The organism is Bradyrhizobium sp. UFLA06-06 (assembly GCF_054820065.1).
Window position 1 is genome coordinate 123,343 of record NZ_JADFUD010000004.1, and the last position, 22,632, is coordinate 145,974.

At 64.8% G+C, this 22,632-nt stretch carries 20 protein-coding genes and 2 riboswitches; of the genes, 7 read left to right on the forward strand and 13 right to left on the reverse strand.

The genetic code is table 11. The features are described from left to right. Positions 1 to 148: 148 nt before the first annotated feature. Together IF803_RS04955 and IF803_RS04960 are read right to left on the reverse strand one after the other, a co-directional pair. Positions 149 to 1,093: an alpha-E domain-containing protein gene (locus IF803_RS04955; RefSeq protein ID WP_018272359.1), complete on the reverse strand. Its 945-nt coding sequence runs from the start codon at positions 1,091 to 1,093 to the stop codon at positions 149 to 151. A gap of 170 nt (positions 1,094 to 1,263) precedes the next feature. Next, positions 1,264 to 2,682 (reverse strand): circularly permuted type 2 ATP-grasp protein, encoded by a 1,419-nt coding sequence (locus IF803_RS04960; RefSeq protein ID WP_028342906.1) that lies wholly within the window; start codon positions 2,680 to 2,682, stop codon positions 1,264 to 1,266. Between the two features lie 225 nt (positions 2,683 to 2,907). Between IF803_RS04960 and IF803_RS04965 the strand changes: the two genes are divergently transcribed. The 3 genes from IF803_RS04965 (at position 2,908) to IF803_RS04975 (ending at position 4,928) form a co-directional block, all read left to right on the forward strand. Then, positions 2,908 to 3,660, forward strand: a complete 753-nt coding sequence (locus IF803_RS04965; protein ID WP_028342907.1) for a competence/damage-inducible protein A — start codon at positions 2,908 to 2,910, stop codon at positions 3,658 to 3,660. A gap of 6 nt (positions 3,661 to 3,666) precedes the next feature. Next, positions 3,667 to 4,194, forward strand: a complete 528-nt coding sequence (gene gpt, locus IF803_RS04970) for a xanthine phosphoribosyltransferase (RefSeq protein WP_028342908.1) — start codon at positions 3,667 to 3,669, stop codon at positions 4,192 to 4,194. A 110-nt stretch (positions 4,195 to 4,304) separates the two neighbouring features. Then, positions 4,305 to 4,928: a hypothetical protein gene (locus IF803_RS04975; protein WP_461191459.1), complete on the forward strand. Its 624-nt coding sequence runs from the start codon at positions 4,305 to 4,307 to the stop codon at positions 4,926 to 4,928. A gap of 16 nt (positions 4,929 to 4,944) precedes the next feature. On the opposite strand, the gene IF803_RS04980 is transcribed toward IF803_RS04975, so the two are convergent. After that, complete coding sequence (locus IF803_RS04980; RefSeq protein ID WP_461191460.1) at positions 4,945 to 5,967, reverse strand: methionine synthase; 1,023 nt, start codon at positions 5,965 to 5,967, stop codon at positions 4,945 to 4,947. A gap of 99 nt (positions 5,968 to 6,066) precedes the next feature. On the opposite strand from IF803_RS04980, the gene IF803_RS04985 reads away from it, so the two are divergent. From IF803_RS04985 to IF803_RS05000, 4 genes are all read left to right on the forward strand, one after another. After that, complete coding sequence (locus IF803_RS04985; RefSeq protein WP_461191461.1) at positions 6,067 to 6,771, forward strand: glutathione binding-like protein; 705 nt, start codon at positions 6,067 to 6,069, stop codon at positions 6,769 to 6,771. A gap of 99 nt (positions 6,772 to 6,870) precedes the next feature. Continuing rightward, positions 6,871 to 7,482, forward strand: a complete 612-nt coding sequence (locus tag IF803_RS04990) for a DsbA family protein (protein ID WP_461191462.1) — start codon at positions 6,871 to 6,873, stop codon at positions 7,480 to 7,482. Next, a complete protein-coding gene (locus tag IF803_RS04995; protein WP_461191463.1) occupies positions 7,482 to 8,459 on the forward strand; it encodes an NADPH:quinone oxidoreductase family protein in 978 nt (325 codons plus the stop codon). Before IF803_RS04990 ends, IF803_RS04995 begins: the two co-directional genes overlap by 1 nt. A 172-nt stretch (positions 8,460 to 8,631) precedes the next feature. Continuing rightward, the gene (locus IF803_RS05000) at positions 8,632 to 9,561 is read left to right on the forward strand and encodes a ketopantoate reductase family protein (protein WP_461191464.1); all 930 of its coding nucleotides are present in this window, start codon (positions 8,632 to 8,634) and stop codon (positions 9,559 to 9,561) included. Between the two features lie 78 nt (positions 9,562 to 9,639). Here the strand turns inward: IF803_RS05000 and IF803_RS05005 are convergent, their stop codons facing one another. From IF803_RS05005 to IF803_RS05050, 10 genes are all read right to left on the reverse strand, one after another. After that, positions 9,640 to 10,326, reverse strand: a complete 687-nt coding sequence (locus IF803_RS05005; protein WP_461191465.1) for an alpha/beta hydrolase — start codon at positions 10,324 to 10,326, stop codon at positions 9,640 to 9,642. Beyond that, the gene (locus tag IF803_RS05010) at positions 10,323 to 11,213 is read right to left on the reverse strand and encodes a crotonase/enoyl-CoA hydratase family protein (RefSeq protein ID WP_461191466.1); all 891 of its coding nucleotides are present in this window, start codon (positions 11,211 to 11,213) and stop codon (positions 10,323 to 10,325) included. The genes IF803_RS05005 and IF803_RS05010 overlap by 4 nt, the downstream gene beginning before the upstream one ends. Before the next feature lie 141 nt (positions 11,214 to 11,354). Further along, positions 11,355 to 12,773, reverse strand: coding sequence for an amidase (locus IF803_RS05015; protein WP_461191467.1), 1,419 nt, complete (start codon positions 12,771 to 12,773; stop codon positions 11,355 to 11,357). Then, positions 12,766 to 13,938: a M20 aminoacylase family protein gene (locus IF803_RS05020; protein WP_461191468.1), complete on the reverse strand. Its 1,173-nt coding sequence runs from the start codon at positions 13,936 to 13,938 to the stop codon at positions 12,766 to 12,768. The genes IF803_RS05015 and IF803_RS05020 overlap by 8 nt, the downstream gene beginning before the upstream one ends. Before the next feature lie 5 nt (positions 13,939 to 13,943). After that, positions 13,944 to 15,464 carry a M81 family metallopeptidase gene (locus tag IF803_RS05025; protein ID WP_461191469.1) on the reverse strand — a complete coding sequence of 507 codons (1,521 nt, stop codon included), beginning with the start codon at positions 15,462 to 15,464 and terminating at the stop codon, positions 13,944 to 13,946. A 311-nt stretch (positions 15,465 to 15,775) separates the two neighbouring features. Then, positions 15,776 to 17,425, reverse strand: coding sequence for an ABC transporter ATP-binding protein (locus IF803_RS05030; protein ID WP_461191470.1), 1,650 nt, complete (start codon positions 17,423 to 17,425; stop codon positions 15,776 to 15,778). Between the two features lie 156 nt (positions 17,426 to 17,581). Next, positions 17,582 to 18,469: an ABC transporter permease gene (locus IF803_RS05035; RefSeq protein ID WP_038383303.1), complete on the reverse strand. Its 888-nt coding sequence runs from the start codon at positions 18,467 to 18,469 to the stop codon at positions 17,582 to 17,584. 3 nt (positions 18,470 to 18,472) lie between these two features. Beyond that, positions 18,473 to 19,414 carry an ABC transporter permease gene (locus IF803_RS05040; RefSeq protein WP_018272343.1) on the reverse strand — a complete coding sequence of 314 codons (942 nt, stop codon included), beginning with the start codon at positions 19,412 to 19,414 and terminating at the stop codon, positions 18,473 to 18,475. Between the two features lie 160 nt (positions 19,415 to 19,574). Next, positions 19,575 to 20,924 (reverse strand): D-amino acid dehydrogenase, encoded by a 1,350-nt coding sequence (locus IF803_RS05045; protein ID WP_461191535.1) that lies wholly within the window; start codon positions 20,922 to 20,924, stop codon positions 19,575 to 19,577. Positions 20,925 to 20,998: 74 nt separating this feature from the next. After that, positions 20,999 to 21,113: riboswitch (glycine riboswitch) on the reverse strand. 3 nt (positions 21,114 to 21,116) lie between these two features. After that, a riboswitch (glycine riboswitch) is annotated at positions 21,117 to 21,223 on the reverse strand. Positions 21,224 to 21,314: 91 nt separating this feature from the next. Beyond that, positions 21,315 to 22,445: a M20/M25/M40 family metallo-hydrolase gene (locus IF803_RS05050; protein ID WP_026192961.1), complete on the reverse strand. Its 1,131-nt coding sequence runs from the start codon at positions 22,443 to 22,445 to the stop codon at positions 21,315 to 21,317. Between the last annotated feature and the right edge of the window lie 187 nt (positions 22,446 to 22,632).

Below are 22,632 nucleotides of genomic sequence, written 5' to 3' on the forward strand. Positions count from 1 at the left end.
AGTTCAGTCGGTTTTTCGGGGCATGACGTCTTTCGTCCTAATCGGCCGCGAAAGCAAGACGTCGATGGCCGGGACACCCATGCGAAGACGCGCTTCGCGCTTTTGGCCCCGCCATGACGACAATTTGAGCGTTTTTCGGCCGTATCGGTTAGATCAGGTACTGCTTGGTGATGATCTCACCCAGCCGCGAATTGTCCGCGATGAATTCCTGGATGAATTCGTGCACACCGTGCTGGAAGATATCGTCCATGTTGCTGTGCTCGAGCCGGTTCCTGATGCCGCGGGCATGGCGTTGCGAGGCGCCCTGGCGGCCATAGGCGACGCCGATCTGGTCGAGGTTGCGCACGAGGTTGCTGTAGCAGCTGGCAAGCGAGCGCGGCAGCGTATCGTTGAGGATCAGGAGATCGGCGATCAGCCAGGGCTTCAGGGTTTCCCGGTAGACCCAGTGATAGGCGGTCGTTGCCGACACCGAGCGCAGGATCGAGGTCCACTGGTAGTAGTCCAGCGGGCCGCCGACATGCTCCTCCTCGGGCAACAGCATGTGATACTTCACGTCGAGAATCCGCGCTGTGTTGTCGGCGCGCTCGAGATGGACCCCGAGCCGCGAGAACCAGTAGGCGTCGTTGCGCAGCATGGTGCGGTAGGCCGAGCCGTCAAAGCGCAGCGAGGTCTCCTGCACGAAGCGCAGGAATTTGGCCAGCTCCTCGCGGTTGGCGGGACCCTTGTTCCAGACCGCCTGCAGCTCGATCCAGGCCGAATTGATGGTGTCCCACATCTCCGACGTCAGCGCGGTGCGCACCGAGCGCGAATTGAGCCGCGCCGCCTCGATGCAGTTCTTGATCGAGGAGGGATTTTCCGACGAGAAGGAGAGATATTCGATGACGTTCCGCTCGTTGGCTTCCTCATAGTGATCGTAGAAGCTCGCGCCGACGCCGGCGGTGAGCAGTGCGGAATCCCACTCATTGGTCTTGCCGACATAGGCCGCGGGCAGCGCGGTGACGCGCAACGTCGCATCGATCGTGCGCGCCAGATATTCGGCGCGTTCGACGTAACGGGCCAGCCAGAACAGGTTTTCGGCGGTGCGCGACAGCATGCGATAGTCCCTACAAGACGAAACGTGTTTCACCTCCCCCTGAAAGGGGGAGGTCGACGCGCAGCGGCGGGTGGGGGTCTTCTCTCCATTCGGCGTATGCGGCCGACCCCCACCCCGACCCTCCCCCTTGCCGGGGGAGGGAGGGCTCGCGCAGCGCGTTTGGCTTCAAATCACTCACTCAGTATCCAGGTGTCCTTGGTGCCGCCGCCCTGGCTGGAATTCACGACGAGCGAGCCTTCCTTCAGCGCGACGCGGGTCAGCCCGCCGGGCACGATGGTGGTGTGGCTAGAGCCGGTCAGCACGAACGGGCGGAGGTCGACATGGCGCGGCGCCAGCCCCTTGTCGGTGCAGGTCGGGCAGGTCGACAGCGCCAGCGTCGGCTGGGCGATGAAGCCCTCGGGCTCGCGCTTGAGCTTGTCGCGGAATGCCTCGATCGTCGCCTTGGTGGCGGCGGGTCCGATCAGCATGCCGTAGCCGCCCGAGCCGTGCACCTCCTTGACGACGAGGTCGGCGAGGTTGTCGAGCACGTAGGACAGGTCCTGCGGTTCGCGGCAGCGCCAGGTCTGCACGTTCTTAAGGATCGGCTCTTCGCTGAGGTAGAACTTCACGATGTCAGGCATGTAGGAATAGATCGCCTTGTCGTCGGCGATGCCGGTGCCGACCGCATTGGCGAGCGTGATGTTGCCGGCGGCGTAGGCCGACATCAGTCCGGGGACGCCGAGCGCGGAATCCGGACGGAAGGTGAGGGGATCGAGGAAATCGTCGTCGACGCGGCGATAGATCACGTCGACCCGCTTCAGCCCCTCGGTGGTGCGCATGAACACCTCGTCGTTCTTGACGATGAGGTCGCGCCCCTCGACCAGCTCGATGCCGAGCTTGTCGGCGAGGAAGGAGTGCTCGTAATAGGCCGAGTTGTAGACGCCGGGCGTCATCAGCGCGACCGTCGGCTCGGCGGAGGCGCTGTGCGGCGCGACCGACCGCAGCGCCGACAGCAGCTCGTCCGGATAACGCTCCACGGGCGCGACGCGGTGCCGCGCGAACAGGTCCGGAAACAGCCGCATCATGATCTCGCGGTTTTCCAGCATGTAGGACACGCCGGATGGCGTGCGTGCATTGTCCTCCAGCACGATGAAATTGTCGGGATCGGTGCGGATGATGTCGATGCCGGCGATGTGGACGTAGATGTCGTGCGGCACGTCCTGGCCGTTCATCTCCGGACGGAACACCGGGTTCTGGAAGATCAGGTCCTCGGGGATGACGTTGGCGCGCAGGATGTCGCGGCCGTGATAGATGTCCTTCAAGAACATGTTGAGCGCGAGCACGCGCTGCTTGAGGCCCTTCTCCAGCAGCGTCCACTCGGTCGCCGACATGATGCGGGGGATGACGTCGAACGGGATCAGCCGCTCCTGGGCCTCGGCATCGCCATAGACCGCGAAGGTGATGCCGATCCGGCGGAACAGCAGCTCCGCTTCCTGGCGTCGATATTCGAGCGCATCCGGTGGCGTCTCTTTGAGCCAGCGGGAGAGCTCCTGGTAGGCCGGGCGGAGATCCTCGCCGAGGCCATTCATCTCATCGAACGCGACTGCCATATAGCCCGACTGCCCTCCCAAGCCATGTGACACAGTGCATGACTTGATGGGATGGTAGCAAGGGGCGGGCCAGCGCGATATGCATTGGCTTGCGGCATTTGCTATGGGTGAAGTGGAAGGCCTGCCCGAAAAACCGGCTGAGGTCTGCTTAATTCGGCGGCAAAACCCCGTGACATCAAGGCATTGGATCGGCAATGTCAGGGGATCAAGTTAGGGAATGAGACCATGAGCGAGATCGTCACGGCGGGGATATTGGTGATCGGCGACGAGATCCTGTCCGGCCGGACCAAGGACAAGAACATCGGCTTCATCGCCGAATACCTGACCAACATCGGCATCGACCTGAAGGAGGTCCGCGTCGTCGCCGATGACGAGGCCGACATCGTCTCCGCCCTTGATGCGCTGCGGCATAGGTACACTTACGTGTTCACCACCGGCGGCATCGGGCCGACCCATGACGACATCACCGCCGACAGCGTGGCGAAGGCGTTCGGGGTCGATATCCACCATCACCCCGAGGTGGTGGCGCGGTTCAGGGAGCGCTGGAGCGAGCAGGACCTCAACGAGGCGCGGCTCAGGATGGCCCGGGTGCCTGACGGCGCCGAACTGATCCAGAGCGCGACGATCCTGGCGCCGGGCTTCAAGCTCGGCAATGTCATCGTGATGGCCGGCATCCCCACCATCATGCAGGCGATGATGGATATCGTGGCGCCGACCCTGAAGTCCGGCGTGCGGATGCTGTCGGATTCGGTCCGCGCTGACGCGCGGGAAGGCGACATCGGCGGCCCGCTGCGGGCGATCGCGGAAGCCAATCCCGACACCATCATCGGCAGCTATCCGTTCCAGGACGAGAACCAGAAGCCGAACACCAATCTCGTGGTCCGCTCGCGCGATCCGGAAAAGCTTGCCGCGGCGATGATCGCGGTGAAGGAGATGCTGAAGCAAGTGCAGGCCGCGCAGAAGAAGCCGGCGGGTTGAGACGATATGGTTGAAAGAAATTCTGAACCGAGTGCACAGGATCGGGCCGGCAGGCCGTTTCCGGTCTCGTGGGATCAATTCCACCGGGATTGCCGGGCGCTGACCTGGCGGCTCAACGAGGTCGGCCCGTTCCATGCGGTGATCGCGATCACCCGCGGCGGGCTGGTGCCGGCGGCGATCGTGGCGCGCGAGCTCGGCCTGCGAGTGATCGATACCGTCTGCGTCGCCAGCTATGACCATGACAAGCAGGGCGATCTGAAAGTGCTCAAGGGCATTTCAGAGCAGACCGCCAAGCTCGGCGGCGGCACCGGCAAGGGACTGTTGATCGTCGACGACCTCGTCGATACCGGCAAGACCGGCAGGCTGGTGCGCGAGCTTCTGCCGGACGCGCATTTCGCAACGGTCTATGCCAAGCCGAAAGGCCGGCCGCTGGTCGACACCTACATCACCGAGGTGTCGCAGGACACCTGGATCTTCTTCCCTTGGGATACCGCGCTGTCGTTCCAGCCGCCGCTCCGCGACGGGGCGGCGTGACGTCGTCGTCATTCCGGGGCGCGTCGAAGACGCGAACCCGGAATCTCGAGATTCCGGGTTCGATGCTTCGCATCGCCCCGGAATGACAGCGACGAACGGTCGGATTTGCCATGCCCCTGCAAAACCGCGTCACGCCCACCGGCGACATCGTCGCCTCAGACCATCGCGGCACCTTCACCGGCAATCGCGGCATCATCCACGATCCCGCGACGCGCACGCTTCTGAACAAACGCTGGTCGAGCCCGGCCTGGCTCACCTGCGTCTGCGAGTTCAGGGGACGGCGGCGCGAGGTGATGAGCCGTCAGAGCTGGACCGAGCTGTTCTTCCTCGATGAGGCCACCGCGTTCGCGGCCGGACACCGGCCCTGCTTCTACTGCCGCCGTGACGATGCCAAGCGGTTTCGCGGCTGCTGGGAGCAGGGCAACGGCGTGAGCGATCTCAGCGCCAAGGCGGTGGACGCAGTGCTGCACGCCGAGCGGCTCGACCGTGGCAAGAAGCGGCTGCATCCGCTGCCGGTGCGATTGCGCGACATGCCCGACGGGACGATGGTGCAGGCGAGCGGGGAGAGCTACCTCGTCGCCGACGGCGCCACGTTGCGCTGGTCGTTCGCCGGTTACAGCCGGGCCGACGTACCCGAGCCGGCCATGCTGCTGACGCCGCCATCAACGGTGCGCGCCTTCCAGGCCGGCTACCGGCCGGTGTTGCATCCGAGCGCGATGGCCGTTCTGGGTTGATCTGCCGGCGTCATCCTTACGCCAGCCGCTGCCGCGCCAGCTTGGCACCGGCGCCCAGCGCGATCAGCTTGGCTTCGGCGATGTCCCGCCGCATCGGCGCCATGCCGCAATTGGTGGTCGCGATGATGTTGCCCTTCGGCACGTGCTTGGCGACCGCCTCGATCACCTTGACGACGTCCTCGGCGGTCTCGATCTCGTCGCTGGCGACGTCGATCACGCCGGCCTGCACGATCTTGCCGGGGAGCGCCGCCAGCAGCTCGATCGGCACCTTCGAGTTGCGGCATTCGATCGCGACCTGCTGGATCGAGCTCTTGTCGATGACCGGGAAGGTCTCCTCGTATTGCCGCCACTCGCCGCCAAGCGTCTGCTTCCAGTCGGTGTTGGCCTTGATGCCGTAGCCGTAGCAGATGTGCACGGCGGTGGCGCAGGTCAGGCCTTCGGCGGCGCGCTCCAGGGCCTTGATGCCCCAGTCGCGCACTTGGTCCATGTAGACGTTGAACGCAGGCTCGTCGAACTGGATCATGTCGACGCCGTCGGCCTGCAACGCCTTCGCCTCCTGATTCAAAAGCTCGGCGAAAGCGAAGGCCATCTTTACGCGGTCGCCGTAATATTTGTCGGCGATGGTATCGATGATCGTCATCGGGCCGGGCAGGGTGAATTTCAGCCGGTTCCTGGTGTGCGCGCGTGCCGCACGGGCCTCGCTCTCGTGGACGCGCCCCTTGAGCTGAAGCGGTGCGACCACCTGCGGCACCATCGCCTTATAGCGGTCCTTGCGGATGCCCATCTCGACCTTGTGGGCGAAATCGATGCCCTCGATCCGCTCGAGGAAGCCGTGCACGAAATGCTGGCGCGCCTGCTCGCCCTCGGTGACGATGTCGACGCCGGCATCCTCCTGCAGCTTGACCGCGAGCACCGTGGCATCGCGCTTGGCGCGGGCGAGCTCGGCGCCCTCCGACTTCCAGGGTGCCCACAGCATGTTCGGCTCCGCCAGCCATTCCGGCTTCGGCAGCGAGCCTGCGATCGTGGTTGGAAACAGCATGGGTGCCTCCTGTTTGGTTCTGATTGAGCGCCTGTGTGCCATGTCCTAAGGTGGAGGTACAGAACAACAAAAGTCTTTGTGACGGGGAATAGAACGCCGATGATCGATCTGTACTACGCGCCGACGCCGAACGGCTGGAAGATCTCGATCATGCTGGAGGAGCTGGGGCTGCCCTACAAGGTGATCCCGGTGAACATCCGCGCCGGCGAGCAGTTTCGGCCCGAATTCCTGGCGATCAGCCCGAACAACCGGATCCCCGCCATCGTCGACCATGCGCCCGCCGACGGCGGCGGGCCGTTCTCGGTGTTCGAGACCGGTGCGATCCTGATCTATCTCGCCGACAAGGCCGGCCGTTTCCTGTCCAGGGAGCTGCGTGGGCGGTCGAACGTCATCCAATGGGTGATGTGGCAGATGGGCGGCCTCGGGCCGATGCTCGGCCAGCACGGCCATTTCGCGCTGTACGCGGCCGAGAAGATTCCCTACGCGATCGAGCGCTACCGCGACGAGACGGCGCGGCTCTACGGCGTGCTCGACCGCCAGCTCGGCAGGACCGGCGCCTATATCGCCGGCGACGACTATTCGATCGCCGACATCGCCTGCTTCCCCTGGACCATGACCCACAAGGCGCAGGGCTTCACCCTCGACGATTTCCCGAACATCAAGCGCTGGTACGCGACGGTGCGCGCCCGGCCGCAGGTGCAGGCGGGCCTTGCGATCGGAAAATTCGTCAAGGAGCCGTTTGACGAGGAATCACGCAAGAACATGTTCGGCCAGCGTGCAAAGGAGCTGGTCGAGAAGAAATGATGCCCGTTATTCCGTGGCGCGACACAGTCGCGAGCTCTGCGCCTTGCGGCGCATCCCGGAATGACGAGAATGAATGCGGAAAAGACAAAGGGAAACGCCATGATCGAATTCTTCTTCGACTGCTCCAGCCCGTGGACCTATCTCGCCTGGCACAACATCCAGCCGATCGCGAAGGAGTTCGACGCGCCGATCACCTGGCGACCGATCCTGGTCGGCGGCATCTTCAACACCGTCAATCCGTCGGTCTACGCCCAGCGCGAGAAGCCGGTGCCGCTGAAGGCGCGCTACATGAAGAAGGATCTCACCGACTGGGCGCGCTCGGCCGGCCTTGCGATCAAGATGCCGCCGACCGTGTTCCCGGTGAACAGCGTCAAGGCGATGCGCGGCTGCATCCTTCTTGGCAACGAGAAGATGGTGCCGTTCGCACGCGCAGTGTTCGAGGCCTATTGGGGTGACGACAAGGACATCTCGCAGGATGCGGTGCTGACCGAGATCTGCAGCAAGCTCGGGATCGATCCGGCGCAGTTCCTTGCCGGCATCGGCGACCAGGCGATCAAGGATCAACTCAAGGCCAACACCGAGGAGGTGATGGCGCGCGGCGGCTTCGGCTCGCCGACGATCTATCTCGACAAGACCGACATGTATTTCGGCAACGATCGCCTGCCGCTGATCCGCGAGGCGCTGGCACGTCTCAAGGCGCGAGCCGCCTGATGCCGAAAGCCGTCGTTTGCCGCGAGCTCGGGCCGCCCGAGCGTCTACAGCTCGAGAACTTTGCCTCGGTGCCTTTGCAGCCGGGCCAGGTGCGGGTTGCGATCCGGGCCGCCGGGATCAACTTTCCGGACATCCTGATGGCCGCCGGCGAGTACCAGCTCAAGCCGCCGCTGCCGTTCACGCCGGGCTCGGAAGCTGCCGGCGATGTTGTCGAGGTCAATGGAGCATCCGGTGTTGCCGTCGGCGACAAGGTGATCGTCAAGATGCGCTTCGGCGCCTATTGCGACGAGACGGTTGCAACGCCGTCGCAGCTCGTGCCGGTGCCGTCGACTTTCGACTACGCGGAAGGCGCAACCTTCCTGGCCGCGCACGGCACCGCGTATCACGCGCTGATCGATCGCGGACAGATCAAGCCGGGCGAGGTGCTGCTGGTGCACGGCGCCGGCGGCGGTGTCGGGCTTGCCGCGGTCGAGATCGGCAAGCTGCTCGGCGCCACCGTGATCGCCGCGGCCTCGAGCGAGGAGAAGCTTGCGATCGCCAAGGCGCGCGGCGCGGATCATCTCGTGCTCTATGCGCGCGAGCCGTTCCGCGATGCGGTCAAGCGCCTCACCGACGGCCGCGGCGCCGATGTCGTGTTCGATCCTGTCGGTGGCGAGGTGTTCGAGAACTCGATGCGCTGCATCAACTGGGGCGCGCGGATTCTCGTCGTCGGCTTCACCGGCGGCATCGGTCTTGCCCGCACCAATCTGTTGATGATCAAGGGGGCGAGCGTGCTCGGCGTTCGCGCCGGCGAGGCGGTGCGCAAGGATCCCGCGCTCGGCGAGGTCAGGTTCAAGGCGCTGAGCGAATGGGCCGAAGGCGGCCGGGTGCGGCCGAATATCTCGCACCGGCTGCCGCTGGAAGACTATGCGAAGGCGATGCGGCTGTTGATCGAGCGCAAGGCGATCGGGCGTGTGGCGCTGCTGACGAGGCCGTGAAACCACAGAGCTGTCGGGCAGGCGGCTTGCCAGCGTCCGCCGTGCACCGATAGCGCTCAAATTCTGCAGTGCAGCCAAATGACGCGATGGGCCTGACGTTCAAGGAATCGAACCCGGGTCCGCCGCGTGATACTCTCTGCCGGCTGAGTGTCGTGGCAGGGTGGAGGATGACATGCGTATCGCTGTGATGGCGGCCGGTGCCCTCGGCGGTTATTTCGGAGCACGTATGGCTGCGGCAGGGCACGACGTGTTCTTTATCGCACGCGGCTCCAACCTCGAGGCGATCAGGAAAAACGGTCTCAAGGTCGAGAGTGTGCTTGGCAATCTTCATTTGCCTGAGCCCAACGCGACCGATGACCCTGCCACGGTCGGCCCGGTCGATATCGTTCTGTTCGCGGTCAAGCTTTGGGACAGCGAGACGGCAGCCAGGTCGTCTCTCCCCCTGGTCGGGCCCCGCACCCGGGTGATCCCGTTGCAGAACGGGGTCGATAGCGCGGAGAGGATCGCCCCGATTCTCGGCGCCGACAACGTGGTCGCCGGAAGTGCCTATATTGCTACGGTGCTGTCCGCGCCTGGCGTCGTCACCCACACGAGCCAGTTCGCGCGCATGGTCTGCGGCCGAACCGACGGCAAGCCCGATGAGGGCCTCAAAGCCTTTGCCGACGCCGCTCATGCGGCCGGAATCGACATCTCGGTGTCCGACGGGATCGACCGGGAGCGCTGGCAGAAATTCGTATTCCTCGTCGGACTATCAGGCGCCACCGCAACGACTCGCCAGCCGCTGGGGCCGATCTTGGCCGACCCGGATACGCGGGCGTTCTTCTACAGTCTGATGAGCGAGGTGGTAGCGGTCGGCCGTGCCAAGGGCGTTCCGATTCCGGAGAATTTCGCCGAGGACAGAATGAAATTCGCAGAAGCCTCGCCGCCCACCTTCAAGGCTTCCATGCTGCACGATCTCGAACGCGGCAACCGGCTCGAACTCGACTGGCTCGCCGGAAAGGTGGTGGAGTTCGCCCGCCCGCTCGGCATTCCTACACCGGCCAACAATGCGGTCTATGCCATGCTCAAGCTGCACAGGATGGGTAACGCCGACGCCGACTGAGCGAAGCAGGGCACTCCGACGTCTCCGCGTCGGGTCATTCGCGACCGGGTCTGGCTGCGCGCCAATCAGTCCGCGCCCTTAGTCCACCCGACGATTTGTGCTGAATTTCCCCTCTTGCAAGAACGCGATGGTCTGCGCGATCGCTTCGGCGTTGCGCACCAGCCAGGGATGCGAGGTGCGGATCACGATGTGATCGGCCATGCCGTCGAGCCGGGTGTTGGCGACCGACACCCGTCCGTCATGCGGCCGCGGCAGGCCGATGGATGTGATCGGATAGACCGAGCGGTTGCCGGCAATGATGCCGGCGGAATAGTCGATCGGCGGCAGCAACGCGCTGGTCGCGGCATCGCGGCGGGTGACGAGCTGCTGGCCGGCCGGACCGAAATAGGCGCGATAAGCCGCGAGGTTCTTCAGCCGGTCGGCGATCTCGCTGCCGCCGTTCGGTGTGCCCAGCATCACGACGCGGCCGAGCCGCGCCGGGCGATGCCTTGCCAGATAGACGCGTGCCAGAAGCCCGCCCATGGAATGGCAGGCGAAATGCACGGTGCCGTCGAGGCTGCGCGCGAATTGATCGAGCGAAGGATGGATGTCCTCGGCCAGCGCGTCGAGTGGCTTGCGCCGGCTGTCATAGTCGAGATTGAGGGTGGCAAAGCCGGCAGCCCTCAGCGCCAGCTCCATCTTGCGAAACGAGCGCGCCGTCCTGCTGATGCCGTGCAACAGGACGACGCCGGCAAGCGTGGACGCCGCTTGACGCCGTTCGCTCACTTATAGTCGCGCTCTTGCCACCACGGGAAATAATCGGGCATGTCCGACGAAACCTTGTTCTTGAACTGCGCGGGGCGCTTTTCCAGGAATGACACCACGCCTTCCTTGACGTCATCGGAGCGGCCGCGGGCATAGATGCCGCGACTGTCGACCTTGTGCGCCTCCATCGGATCGTCGGCGCCCAGCATGCGCCACATCATCTGGCGGATCAGCGCCACCGACACCGGCGCCGTCTTGGCCGCGAACTCCTTGGCGAGCGCACGCGCGGTGGGCAACAGATCGTCCGGCGGCACCACCTTGCTGACGAGTCGGCCGGTGAGCGCTTCCTGCGCCGGGAAGACGCGGCCGGAGTAGCACCATTCCAGCGCCTGCGAGATGCCGACGATGCGCGGCAGGAACCAGCTCGATGCGGCTTCCGGCACGATGCCGCGCTGGGAGAACACGAAGCCGAACCGCGCGGCGTCGGAAGCGATGCGGATATCCATCGCAAGCTGCATGGTGACGCCGATGCCGACCGCCGGGCCGTTCACAGCGGCGATCACCGGCTTCAGGCACTTGAAGATCCGCAGCGTCACTTGCCCGCCGCCGTCGCGCACCTGCGGATCGCTGTAGTCGACGCTGCCGTCGGCATTGCGCTTGACCGGACCGCGCCGCGCATCGCGGTCGAACGTGTTGGCGCCGGATGAAAGATCGGCGCCGGCGCAGAAACCGCGGCCCGCACCTGTCACGATGATGGCCCTGACGTCGTCGTCCTTGTCTGCTTTGTCGAACGCGTCGATCAGCTCCTGCTGCATCGTGGCGTTGAAGGCGTTGAGCTTGTCGGGCCGGTTCAGCGTGATGGTCAGGATCTGCTCGGCGACCTCGTACTTGATCGTCTCATACGCCATGGGGATGATTTCCTCTCGGTTTTCTTGAATGAACGGCGCTGGCGCGCGTCTCCATCCAGTTAACCCGGCAATCATCCCTTGTGAAGAACAGGGATGCGCGGGCCTGGCTCCGCGCATCCCGACTTGCGTTGAGGCGCTGCTTTACTTCTTCGGCGGCGTCGGCCACGGCTTCTGCGGGTCGCGCAGGCCTTCGAACGCCTTGCCCATGCCGAGCACGCCGATGTCGTCGAAGCGGCGGCCGATGATCTGGACGCCGATCGGAAAGCCCTTCTTGTCGTAGCCGCCGTTGATCGACAGCGCGGGGTTCTCCGACATATTCCACGGTACGGTAAAGCAGATGTGCTCGAACGGCTTTGCCGGGTCGTTGAGCGGCGCTGCGAACTCGGCCGGGAAGTTCACCACCGGCGACACCGGCGAGATCACGTAGTCGACCTCGCAGAACAATTTCGCGGCGGCCGCGCGGATCGCCATCGTCTGGTTGAAGCCGCGCACCACATCGACCCCGGAGAGCTTTGCGCCGGCCTCTGCCCAGTTGAGGATGTAGGGCAGGGTCTTGCCGCGGTCGGCCTGCGACAGTTTCGACAGTTCGTCCCAGGTCCGGGCGCGCCAGAAATTGTCGAGCCCTTCGAGCATCTCGGGCGTCAGGATGCCGTCGATCTCGGTGATGACGGCGCCGGCGGATTCGAACGCCTTCGCCGCCTTCACGACGACCTCGCGAACCTCCTTCTCGACCTTCTGGCCGGAGCCGGCGTCAAGCATCAGCCCGATGCGCAGCTTGCGCGGCGACTTCTCCAGTGCCTTCCAGTTCACCTCGAGCGCCGGCAGGCTCATGCCGTCGCGGCGGTCGGGACGCGACAGCACGCTCATCATCAGCGCCGCGTCGTCGACGGTGCGGGTCATCGGACCGGCGACGCGGCCGACATAGGGCGGGTCGATCGGCACGCGGCCGAGGCTCGGCTTCAATGCGACAAGGCCGCACCAGTTGGCCGGCAGCCGCACCGATCCGCCGATATCGGTGCCGAGATGCAAGGGACCGTAGCCGGCAGCACCTGCCGCGCCCGCGCCGGCACTCGAGCCGCCGGGGTTCTTGCTGACATCCCAGGGATTGCGGGTCAGGGGATGGAACGACGACAGGCCCGACGACAGCATGCCGTAGTCCGGCATCGTGGTCTTGGAGAAGATCACGCAGCCGGCCTCGCGCAGCCGCGCCGCAGGCGGTGCATCCTTCTCCGCGGGCGCCAGCGTGACGCTAGCCGCGCCCAGCGGCACCGGCTGCCCCTTGGTCGCGACATTGTCCTTGATGGTGGCGGGAACGCCATCGAGCGTGCCGGCCGGCTCGGCTTGCTGCCAGCGCTCGGTCGAGGTCTTGGCGACCTTCCGCGCCCCTTCCGGGTCGTACAGATACAGCGCCTTGATGTGCGGCTCCCAGGTCGCGACCTGGGAGATGATTTCCTCCAGCACCTCGGACGGCGAGAACTGCTTGGCACGATAGCCGGCGAGCAGGTCGACGGCGGAGAGATCGTGCAGCGACGTGATGGCGTCCCCTTTGGGCTTATGCATGCGCACCTGCCGGCATGCGTTTCTCGATGATGCGGGCGAACATGCTGGCGCCGATCGGCAGGATCTTGTCGTCGAGAACGTAACCGGGATTGTGAACGGGCACGGAGCCGTCATGGCCGACCCAGAAATACGCGCCGGGAATGGCCTGCATCATGTCGGCGAAATCCTCGCTGCCCATCTTGGGCGTCGAGCGCGTAATCACCTTGGCGGGGTCGACGACGGTGCGCGCGACTTCCTCGACCACGCGGGACTGCTCTTCCTGGTTCACCAGCACGCTGAAGCCATCGCGGATCTCGACCGAGATTTCGGCGCCATAGGCCACGGCAAAGCCGGCAGCGATTTCGCGCATGCGCTTGCGGATCAGCTCACGGATCTCGTCGGAGAAGCAGCGCACCGTGCCGCACATCCAGGCTTCGCCGGGAATGACGTTGTACGCCGACCCGGAATGGATCTGCGTGATCGACAGCACCGCAGCCTGCAGCGGATCGACGTTGCGGCTGACGATCGACTGCAACGCCTGTCCGAGCGTCATTGCGATCACGACCGCGTCCTTGGAGCGCTCCGGCATCGCGCCATGCGCGCCGTAGCCCTGGATCCTGATGTCGAAGAAGTCGGCTGCGGCCATTGCCGGGCCCGGCAGGATCGCGATCTCGCCATGGTTCAGGTCGGGTGCGTTGTGCAGGCCATAGACCTCGTCGCAGGGGAACTGCTTGAACAGGCCGTCCTTGATCATGGCGCGCGCGCCGCCGAGGCCTTCCTCGGCCGGCTGGAAGATGAAATGCACGGTGCCGTCGAAATTGCGGGTCTCGGCGAGATAGCGCGCCGAGCCGAGCAGCATCGTGGTGTGACCGTCATGGCCGCAGCCATGGAAGCGGCCGGGAATGGTCGAACGCCACTTCAGATTGGTGTTCTCCTCCATCGGCAGCGCGTCCATGTCGGCGCGCAGGCCGATCTTCTTGGTGCCGTTGCCCTTGCCCTTGAGCACGCCGACCACGCCGGTGCCGCCGAGGCCGCGATGCACCTCGATGCCCCAGCTCGTCAGCTTGTCGGCGACGATGCCTGAGGTGCGGACCTCCTCGAAGCCGATCTCGGGATGCGCATGCAGATCCCGTCTGATGGCGGTGAGTTCGTCGGCAAAACTGTCGATGCGCTCGATGGTCGGCATGATCTCTATCCGTTTGTGCGTGATGGGGAGGTGGGTGTGAAAGCAGGGCCGTTCGGCTTGATACGAATGCCGGGACGCAAATGTTTCCACGGCAGCGTAGCGGTATCGGCGGGCATCGCGCCGGGGGCGGCGCAAATCAGCAGTTTCTCGGCGATCGGCTCGAAATCGGCGCGGAAGTGCACCGAGCTCTTGTTGACCAAAATCTTCTGTGCCGTCGGCTCGATGCCGACATAGCGGTACATCGCCTGGTCGGCAAGCTGGGCCTTGTAGGAGCCGACCACGACGCGGACGTCGCCGACCCGCAGGCAGGCCGAGGGGCCCATATCCATGTCGCGGCCGCCGAAATAGGGACCGGGAGCCACGAATTTGCCGTCCGAGAGCTGTTCGACGACGAAAGTTTCTTTGTATGGGGCGTCGCCGGGAATACCGGACTTGCCGCCGAGCTCGAGCGTGACTGATGCCCCGACACCGGCGGTGTGCGCGGCCTTCGCGGACTGCGGATCATAGATCACGCCGGTTGCGGCACTCGCCTTATTGCGCACCAGCGCGCGCAGCATGCCGGTGGTGTCGGAATCGCCGCCAGCGCCGGGATTGTCCTGGGTGTCGGCGATGATGATCGGCCGGCTGGCCGATTTCGCCAGTTCCATCGCCAGCCGCACGCCTTCGTCGGGCGAATAGATCCGGCCGTCGAAATCATCCTCATGGCTCTCGACCAGGGCGACGACCTTGTCGGCGGCTGCATCCGCTTCGGCCTGGGTCCGGCCATAGGCGAACACGCTCGGCCCGCAATCCCTGAAATCGGCCGCGGGGAAGCCCGGCGCAAACGACAGCGTCGGCACCGCGTCGCTCTCGAGCGCGGCGAGCTTTTGATAGATGCCTTTTGTGGGCTGGTCGTTGGTGCACTGCCAGCTGATCGGGATCAGGAACGGCAATTGCCGGAATGCCTTGGCGAAGCGCTGCCTGGACTTGAGCATCAGCGCCAGATGCCGGGCGCAGGCGCGGCCGGTTTCGGCCATGTCGACATGCGGATAGGTACGGTAGGCGATCAGCGCATCGGCATGTCCGATCATCTTTGGTGAAACGTTCGCATGCAGATCGAGGCTCGCCACCAGCGGCAGGTCGTTGCCGATCGCTTTGCGCACGCGGGCCAGCGTTTCGCCTTCACCGTCGTCATAATGCTCGGTGACCATGGCGCCGTGCAGATCGAGATAGACGGCGTCGATCGGTCCGGCCGCGGCGATGCCGTCGACCATTTCCGTCACGATCCGCTCGTACGCATCCTTGCTGACATGGGCCGACGGGCTCGCCGCGGCGAAGATCGTCGGCGCCAGCTCCCAGCCATTGGCTTCCGCCGCCTCGACAAACCCGGCAAGGCCGACATTGATCTTGCGCATGACCTTGAGCACGTCGGTGCCATGCGTCATCGACGGCCAGCCGCCGCCATGCACGAAATCGTCATAGGTTGCCTTCGTCGGTGCGAAGGTATTGGTCTCGTGCAGGAAGCCGCCAACGGCAATGCGGGTCATCAAGTTGGTCTCGATACGTTTCTTCGATCATGATGCGATCGTGACGACGCGCGTCATGATCTCATCGCGTTGGTTGGAGCGTGATCTCCGGGGAAGACCGGTGTCCACCTTCAGGGCCACGCTCTAGCGCGCGACGTTAAGCGTGTCGTCGCGCCAAGCGCAAGCCGTGGAGCACTTCCGGATTTGCATGCCCTCAGCGCGGTCCGCGGAGGGCCCCATGTAGCCCGGATGCAGCGAAGCGCAATCCGGGGTGTTTTGGGCGACTGAGATTCCCCCGGATTTTCGCTTCGCTGCATCCGGGCTACGGATTGCTAGGCCGTTGCCACGAGGCCTTCCGAAACCGGGCGGAAATTCGCAAAATCCCAGCCGCGTCCGGGCGCCGCATCGAGCAGCGCGCGGGTATAGGCCTGCTGCGGATTGGTCAACACCTCGGCGGCCGGTCCCTGTTCCACGACGCGACCATGCTGCATCACGGCGACGTCGTCGCAGATTTGTGCGGCGACGCGCAAATCATGCGTGATGAACAGCAGCGCGATGCCAAGCCGGCGCTGGATCTCGTCAAGCAGATCCAGCACCTGCGCCTGCACCGAGACGTCGAGTGCGGATACCGCTTCATCCGCGACGAGCACGTCGGGATCGAGCGCCAGCGCGCGCGCGATCGCGATGCGCTGGCGCTGGCCGCCGGAGAACTGGTGCGGATAGCGCGAGATCGCGTCGGGCGGCAAATGGACGAGCTCGAGCAGCTCGCGCGCCCGCGCCAGCGCATCCTTGCGCGGCATGCCGTAATTGACCGGGCCTTCCGCGATGCTCTCGCCGACGGTGACGCGGGGATTGAGCGAACGGTAGGGATCCTGGAAGATGATCTGGATCTTCTGGCGATGCGGCTGCAACAGCCGGCGCGACAGGTCGGAGATCTCGCGGCCGGCGAGGCGCACCCCGCCCGAGGTCGGATCGATCAGGCGGACGATGCAGCGCGCGACCGTCGACTTGCCGGAACCGCTTTCGCCGACGATGCCAAGCGTGCGGCCCTTGCGCAAGGTGAGGGTAACGTTGCTGGCGGCGGCGACCTCGCGGGCTTTGCCGTACAGCGACCGCTCCCGGTAGATCTTGCCGAGCTCGTTGGCTTCCAGCACCACCGGCTCGGTCGTCTCCGGGCGCGGCGCGCGCGGCACGAGGCTCGGCACCGAGGACAGCAGGTTGCGGGTGTACTCCATCTTCGGATTGCGCAGCACGTCCTGCAACGGGCCGGTTTCGACCAGGCGGCCGTGCCGCATCACCGCGACGCGGTCGGCGATCTCGGCCACCACGCCCATGTCGTGGGTGATGAACAGAACAGCGGTGCCGTGATCGCGTTGCAGGTCGCGGATCAAGGTGAGGATCTGCTTCTGCGTGGTGACGTCGAGCGCGGTGGTCGGCTCATCGGCGATCAGGAGCTTCGGCTCCAGCACCAATGCCATCGCGATCATGATGCGCTGGCGCTGACCGCCCGACAGGCGGTGCGGGTAGGAGGAGAAGATGCGCTCGACGTCCGGCAGCCGCACATGCTCCATCATCGCCAAAATCTTCTGGCGCCGCGCGCGGGCGTCGAGATCGGTGTGGGCGCGCAGCACCTCGTCGATCTGGCGGCCGACCGGCACGACGGGATTGAGCGCGGTCATCGGCTCCTGGAAGATCATCGCCATCCGCGTGGCGCGCAGCTGCCGCAGCCGCCGGTCGCTCGCGGTAAGCAGTTCCTCGCCGACCAGTTTGACGCTGCCGCCGGACGGCACCAGCGTGCCCTTCTGCAACAGGCCCATCACGGTGAGCGAGGTGACCGACTTGCCCGAGCCGCTTTCGCCGACAAGGCACAGCGTCTCGCTTTCACGGACCTGTAGCGACAGGTCGTCGATGATGCGATGCGCATCCGCCTTGCGGCCGAGGCCGACGACGAGATTGTTGATGTCGAGGACGACGTTGGTCATGTCAGGTTCTCTTGGCGCGGCTGCGGTGAGCGCGGCGACGGAATTTGTCCACTGTCATTCCGGGGCGATGCGAAGCATCGAACCCGGAATCTCGAGATCCCGGGTTCGGTGCTTCGCACCGCCCCGGGATGACGGCTTCAATTGGCATTGAAGCCGTCACTTGCCCTCACGCTGCTTCATGCGGGGATCGAGCGCGTCACGCGCGGCGTCGCCGATCAGGTTGACGCTGAGAATGGCGATCGAGAGCAGCAGCCCCGGCCAGAAGATCAGCGACGGCTTGACCTGGAAATAGGCGCGGCCCTCGGCCATGATGTTGCCCCAGGTCGGCGTTTCCGGCGAGATGCCGGCGCCGAGGAACGACAGGATCGCCTCGGTCAGGATTGCTGACGCGCAGACATAGGTGCCTTGCACGATCAGCGGCGCGATGGTGTTCGGCATCAAATGCCGCCACATGATCTTCGGCAGGCTGGTGCCGAGCGAGATCGCGGCCTCGACATAAGGTTCCTCGCGTGCGGTCAGCACCACCGAGCGTACCAGCCGCGCCACGCGCGGGATCTCGGGGATGGTGATCGCGACCATCACGGTCCAGATGCTGGCACCCGACAGCGACACCACGGCGATCGCGAGCAGGATGGCGGGGATCGCCATCAAGCCGTCCATCACGCGCATCAGCACCGCATCGACCCAGCGGAAGAAGCCGGCGACGAGGCCGATCAGAAGGCCGATGGCGATCGAGCAGACGGCGGCGCCGAGCCCGATCACCAGCGAGATCCGTGCGCCGTAGATGATGCGCGACAACAGGTCGCGGCCATAGGCGTCGGTGCCGAGCAGATATTGCGCGCTCGACGGCTTCAGCCGCTGCGACGGCGTCAGCAGCAGCGGATCGTGCGGCGCAAGCAGCGGCGCGAAGATCGCCATCAGGATGATGAGGGCGAGGCAGATCGTCGCAATCGCGATGATCGGCGTCGACGTCAGGAAGCCGAACTTGACGCGGAACGGCCGGGTAACGGGAATAGAGGATTCGGGAAGGGTTTCGATCGCCATTGCTCAGTACCGGATACGAGGATCGAGCAGGGTGTAGGCGAGGTCGATCAACAGATTGACCGCGACGTAGATACCCGACGTCAACAGGATCATCGCCTGGATCACCGGATAGTCGCGCGCCAGCACCGCATCGACGGTGAGGCGGCCGATGCCGGGCAGGTTGAACACGCTTTCGGTGACGACGACCCCGGAGATCAACAGCGCGAAGCCGGAACCGATCACCGTGATGACCGGCACGGCCGCGTTGCGCAGCGCATGGCGCAGCAGCACGCCGGTCTCGCCGATGCCCTTGGCCCGCGCCGTGCGCACGTAATCCTCACCGAGCACGTCGAGCATCGATGCCCGCGTCATGCGCGCGATCAGGGCGACGTAGATGAAGGAGAGGGTGCAGGTCGGCAGGATGATGCGCTCAAAGAACGGGCCGAAGCCGGCCGAGATGCTCTTGAAGCCCTGCACCGGCACCCAGCGCAGATCGATCGCAAAGATCTGGATCAGCACATAGCCGATCACGAACACCGGCACCGAGAAGCCGAGCACCGACAGTCCCATCACGAAACGGTCGATCCAGGTGCCGTGTTTCCACGCCGCGATCACGCCGAGCGGCACCGCGACCAGGATCGAGAGGATGATGGTGGCCAGCGCGACCGAGATCGAAGGCTCGAGACGCGGGCCGATCATCTCGAGGATCGGCTTGTTCGAGATCAGGGACACGCCGAGGTCGCCGTGCAGCAACTTGGCGACCCAGGTATAGAACTGGATGTAGATCGGCTCGTTCAGACCGAGCGAGGTCCGGATGCGTTCGAGTTGTTCGGGCGTCGCGTTGTCGCCGGCGAGGATGGCGGCCGGGTCGCCCGGCGTCAGCCGCAGCAACAGGAACACGAACAGAGCCACCACGCCCATCACGGGAATGGCGGCGAGGATGCGGCGAAGCAGATATCCGAGCAAATTTGATCCGTTGGGTTGTGGTCGATGAAGTCCCCAGCGGGACCGTTGCACACCAGACCGTAGCACAGATGGTAGCAGACTCACGGTAGAACTTGAGCAAGTCCCATGCCATCGGTGCTGCGGTTTTTGCGGTGCAGCTAATCAGTCCTGTTGGCCGCGATTATTCCTCCGGTGAAGTTCGAAGCAGTCCACTGGAAGGTGGATTGATTTCAGCTTTGCGCGCGTTAGTGGACACGTCGAGCCCGGCACCGAACGACGGCGCCATCGGCGGCGTGTCGAGGTCGCGCCAATCGTCGATCGCCTGGGCTACTATCTGCGCCGTCGCCGCCGACAGCGTCCAGCCGAGATGACCGTGGCCCGTGTTGTAGAACACGCCCGGAATCCGTCCGGCGCGAACCACCGGCATCATGTTCGGCATCATCGGGCGCAGGCCTGCCCAGGGCACGACTTTCGACGTATCGATCCTTGGGAAATGATGCCGCACCCAATCCACCAGCGGTTGAATGCGGTCGGCGCGAATGTCGCGGTTGAAGCCGTTGAACTCGGCGGTGCCGGCGATGCGGAAGCGGTCGGCGCCGAGCCGGCTGGTGACGATCTTCGCAGCTTCATCGAGTAGGCTGACGGTTGGGGCCGCGTTCCGGCTTTGCGGCGCATCGAGCTGCACCGTGATCGAATAGCCCTTCACCGGATAGACATTGACGCGGTCGTTGAGCAGGCTGGCGAAGTGGCGGCTCGCCACGCCGGCGCAAATCACGATCCCGTCCGCTTGCAATTGCTGCCGCGTCGCGACCGCAGCATCATCTGAAGCAACTTCGTTCCAGTCGATGCGGAAGCCGTCATCGCCGCGTGCGATCGTGTCGACGTCGGCTTCATGGACAAAGCTCGCGCCACGGCGGATGCAGGCGTCGGCAAGCCCGCGCGTGAATTTGTGGATATCGCCGGTCGCGTCCGACGGCGTGAAGAAGCCGCCATAGCAGGTTGTCTGCAGCGCGGGTTCGATGACGCGGATTTCGTCCGGGGTCACCGGCCGGCGGTCGAGCCCGCCTTGCTGCAGCAGCGTGTTGACCCGCAGGCCCGCCTCGAACCCGGCCTTGTCGTGATAGACGTGCAGGATGCCGCGGCGTTCGAGATCGAAGGCGATATTCTCGCGCTGTGCGATCGAGAACAGGTGCTTGCGCGCTTCGATTGCGAGCCGCGTGGTCTCGATCGTGTTGCTGCGATAGCGCGTGATGCCGCCGACGAACTCGCCGATCCAGGAATATTTGTGCCAGCTCGGCTTCGGGTTCATCAGCAGCGGCGCGTCGCTTCTGAGCATCCAGCGCAGACCCTTGAGGATGGTCGCAGCACTGTTCCAGACTTCGGCGTTGCTGGCGGAAAGCTGTCCGCCATTGGCGAACGAGGTTTCCATCCCGGCGTAGCGATGCCTGTCGAGGACAGTCACCTTGTAGCCGCGTTCAAGCAGGGCATAGGCCGTCGTAACGCCGGTGATGCCGGCGCCGATGATCGCAATATGTGGCTGATGGTCTTCAGGCTCCCGTGGGTTAGAGTCGCCGAACCACCGGTGAAACCGGCATCCGGCGCCCCATCTGTCACGGTACCTGAGAGCTTGATCCGCATCGGGCCGGAGCCAGAAGCGAACTATCCCCTTCGGTGGACGTCATGGCCCTTGATGTGCGGCCATGTTCGTCTCTCTCCAGATCGTCCTGACGATACAGTCCTTTTGCCTGAGAGTTTCCGGGGCGGTTGCTCCGTCGGCGCCGAAGGCAACAACACGAATGTTGTCGCTTCGATCTCTCCCGCATCGTCGCGTTGGACGGCCGGACCGTAGGCGAAGCCTTAAAAATGGACAAGGCTAAATTTCGGTCCGGCAGTGCCAACGTGTTGTGCAGTGCAATCGATGTCAGTCCAGCGTCGCCAACAATGCCGCCATCAGGCGACCACGCTCGGCGAGGCTGTCGACCTCGATATGCTCGTTGAGCGTATGCGCATCGGCGCCGCGAACACCGAGGCCGTCGAGCGTGGGGATGCCCATCGCGCCGGTGAAATTGCCGTCCGAGCCGCCGCCGGCGCTGCCGTGCGGCAGATCGAGACCCATCGCCGCCGCAAGGCCTTTTGCTTTTTCATACAGCGCCATGGTGCCCGCATCGGGCTCCCACACCGGGCGGGTGACGCCGCGCGTCACCTTGAAGGTCACGTCGTTGGCGGTGCCCGACAGTGCTAGCATGCGCTCGACGCCACGGTCGAGATCGGCCTGGCGCTTGGCCATGCTGAGGGCTTCGCCGGTGCAGGTCGTCGCGACGCAATTGACCCACTGGCCGCCATGCACGATGCCGACCGAGAAGGTGCAGTCCTCGGTGGTCATGCCGTCGATGGCGATGATCTGCCGCGCCATCTCGCGGATCGCGGAACGCCCGGAAGACAGCGTCGCGCCGGCATGGCTGGGCTTGCCGGTGGCTTCCAGATTGAAGCGCGCGATCGCGTAACGGCCGGTGACGACGCCGTTGTTCGGACGGCCGGGCTCCGGCACCAGCACGTATTTGTTGCGCGCGGCTTCCGCCTCGATGATGTCGCGCGTCGACGGCGTGCCGACCTCTTCGTCGGGGGTGAACAGCACGGTGATCGGCAGCGGAGTCGTGAAGGAGGCGCGCGCCAATTGCCTGATCGCCTCGATCGACAGGTAGTTGCCGCCCTTCATGTCGAAGATGCCCGGCCCGAAGCACTTGTTGCCTTCGCGCCGCCACTTCAGCTTCTCGATGGTGCCGACCGGGTGCACGGTGTCCAGATGGCCGGCGATCAGGATGCCGGGCTGGCCTTGTTTCGGATGGGGGAAACGGGCGCGGACGCAGCCCGCAAAGCCCTGGCGTCCGGCGATGCGCTCGATCGTCGCACCCATGATCGCCATCTCGCGGGCGGCGAGATCGAGCATGCGCTCGACCGCGGCGGCGTCCCAGGTCGGGCTTTCGCACTCCACCCAGCTGCGCAGGCCCTGCAGCATCGTTTCGGAATCAAAGGGGAGATTGGCTGGGTTCATCGTTTTTCTCTCTTGTTGTTCTGACGGCGCCGGCATCGCGCGCGCGTTACGAAAATCTCAGCCGACGATTTTGTAAAGCCAAAATCTGGCGTGCGGGCTCATTCGTTTGTGTACGTCCGATGCGGCCTGAAACCGATTGACGCGCTTGGCGCTTGGTGCAAGTCTCGATTTCACAAGCCATACAGCA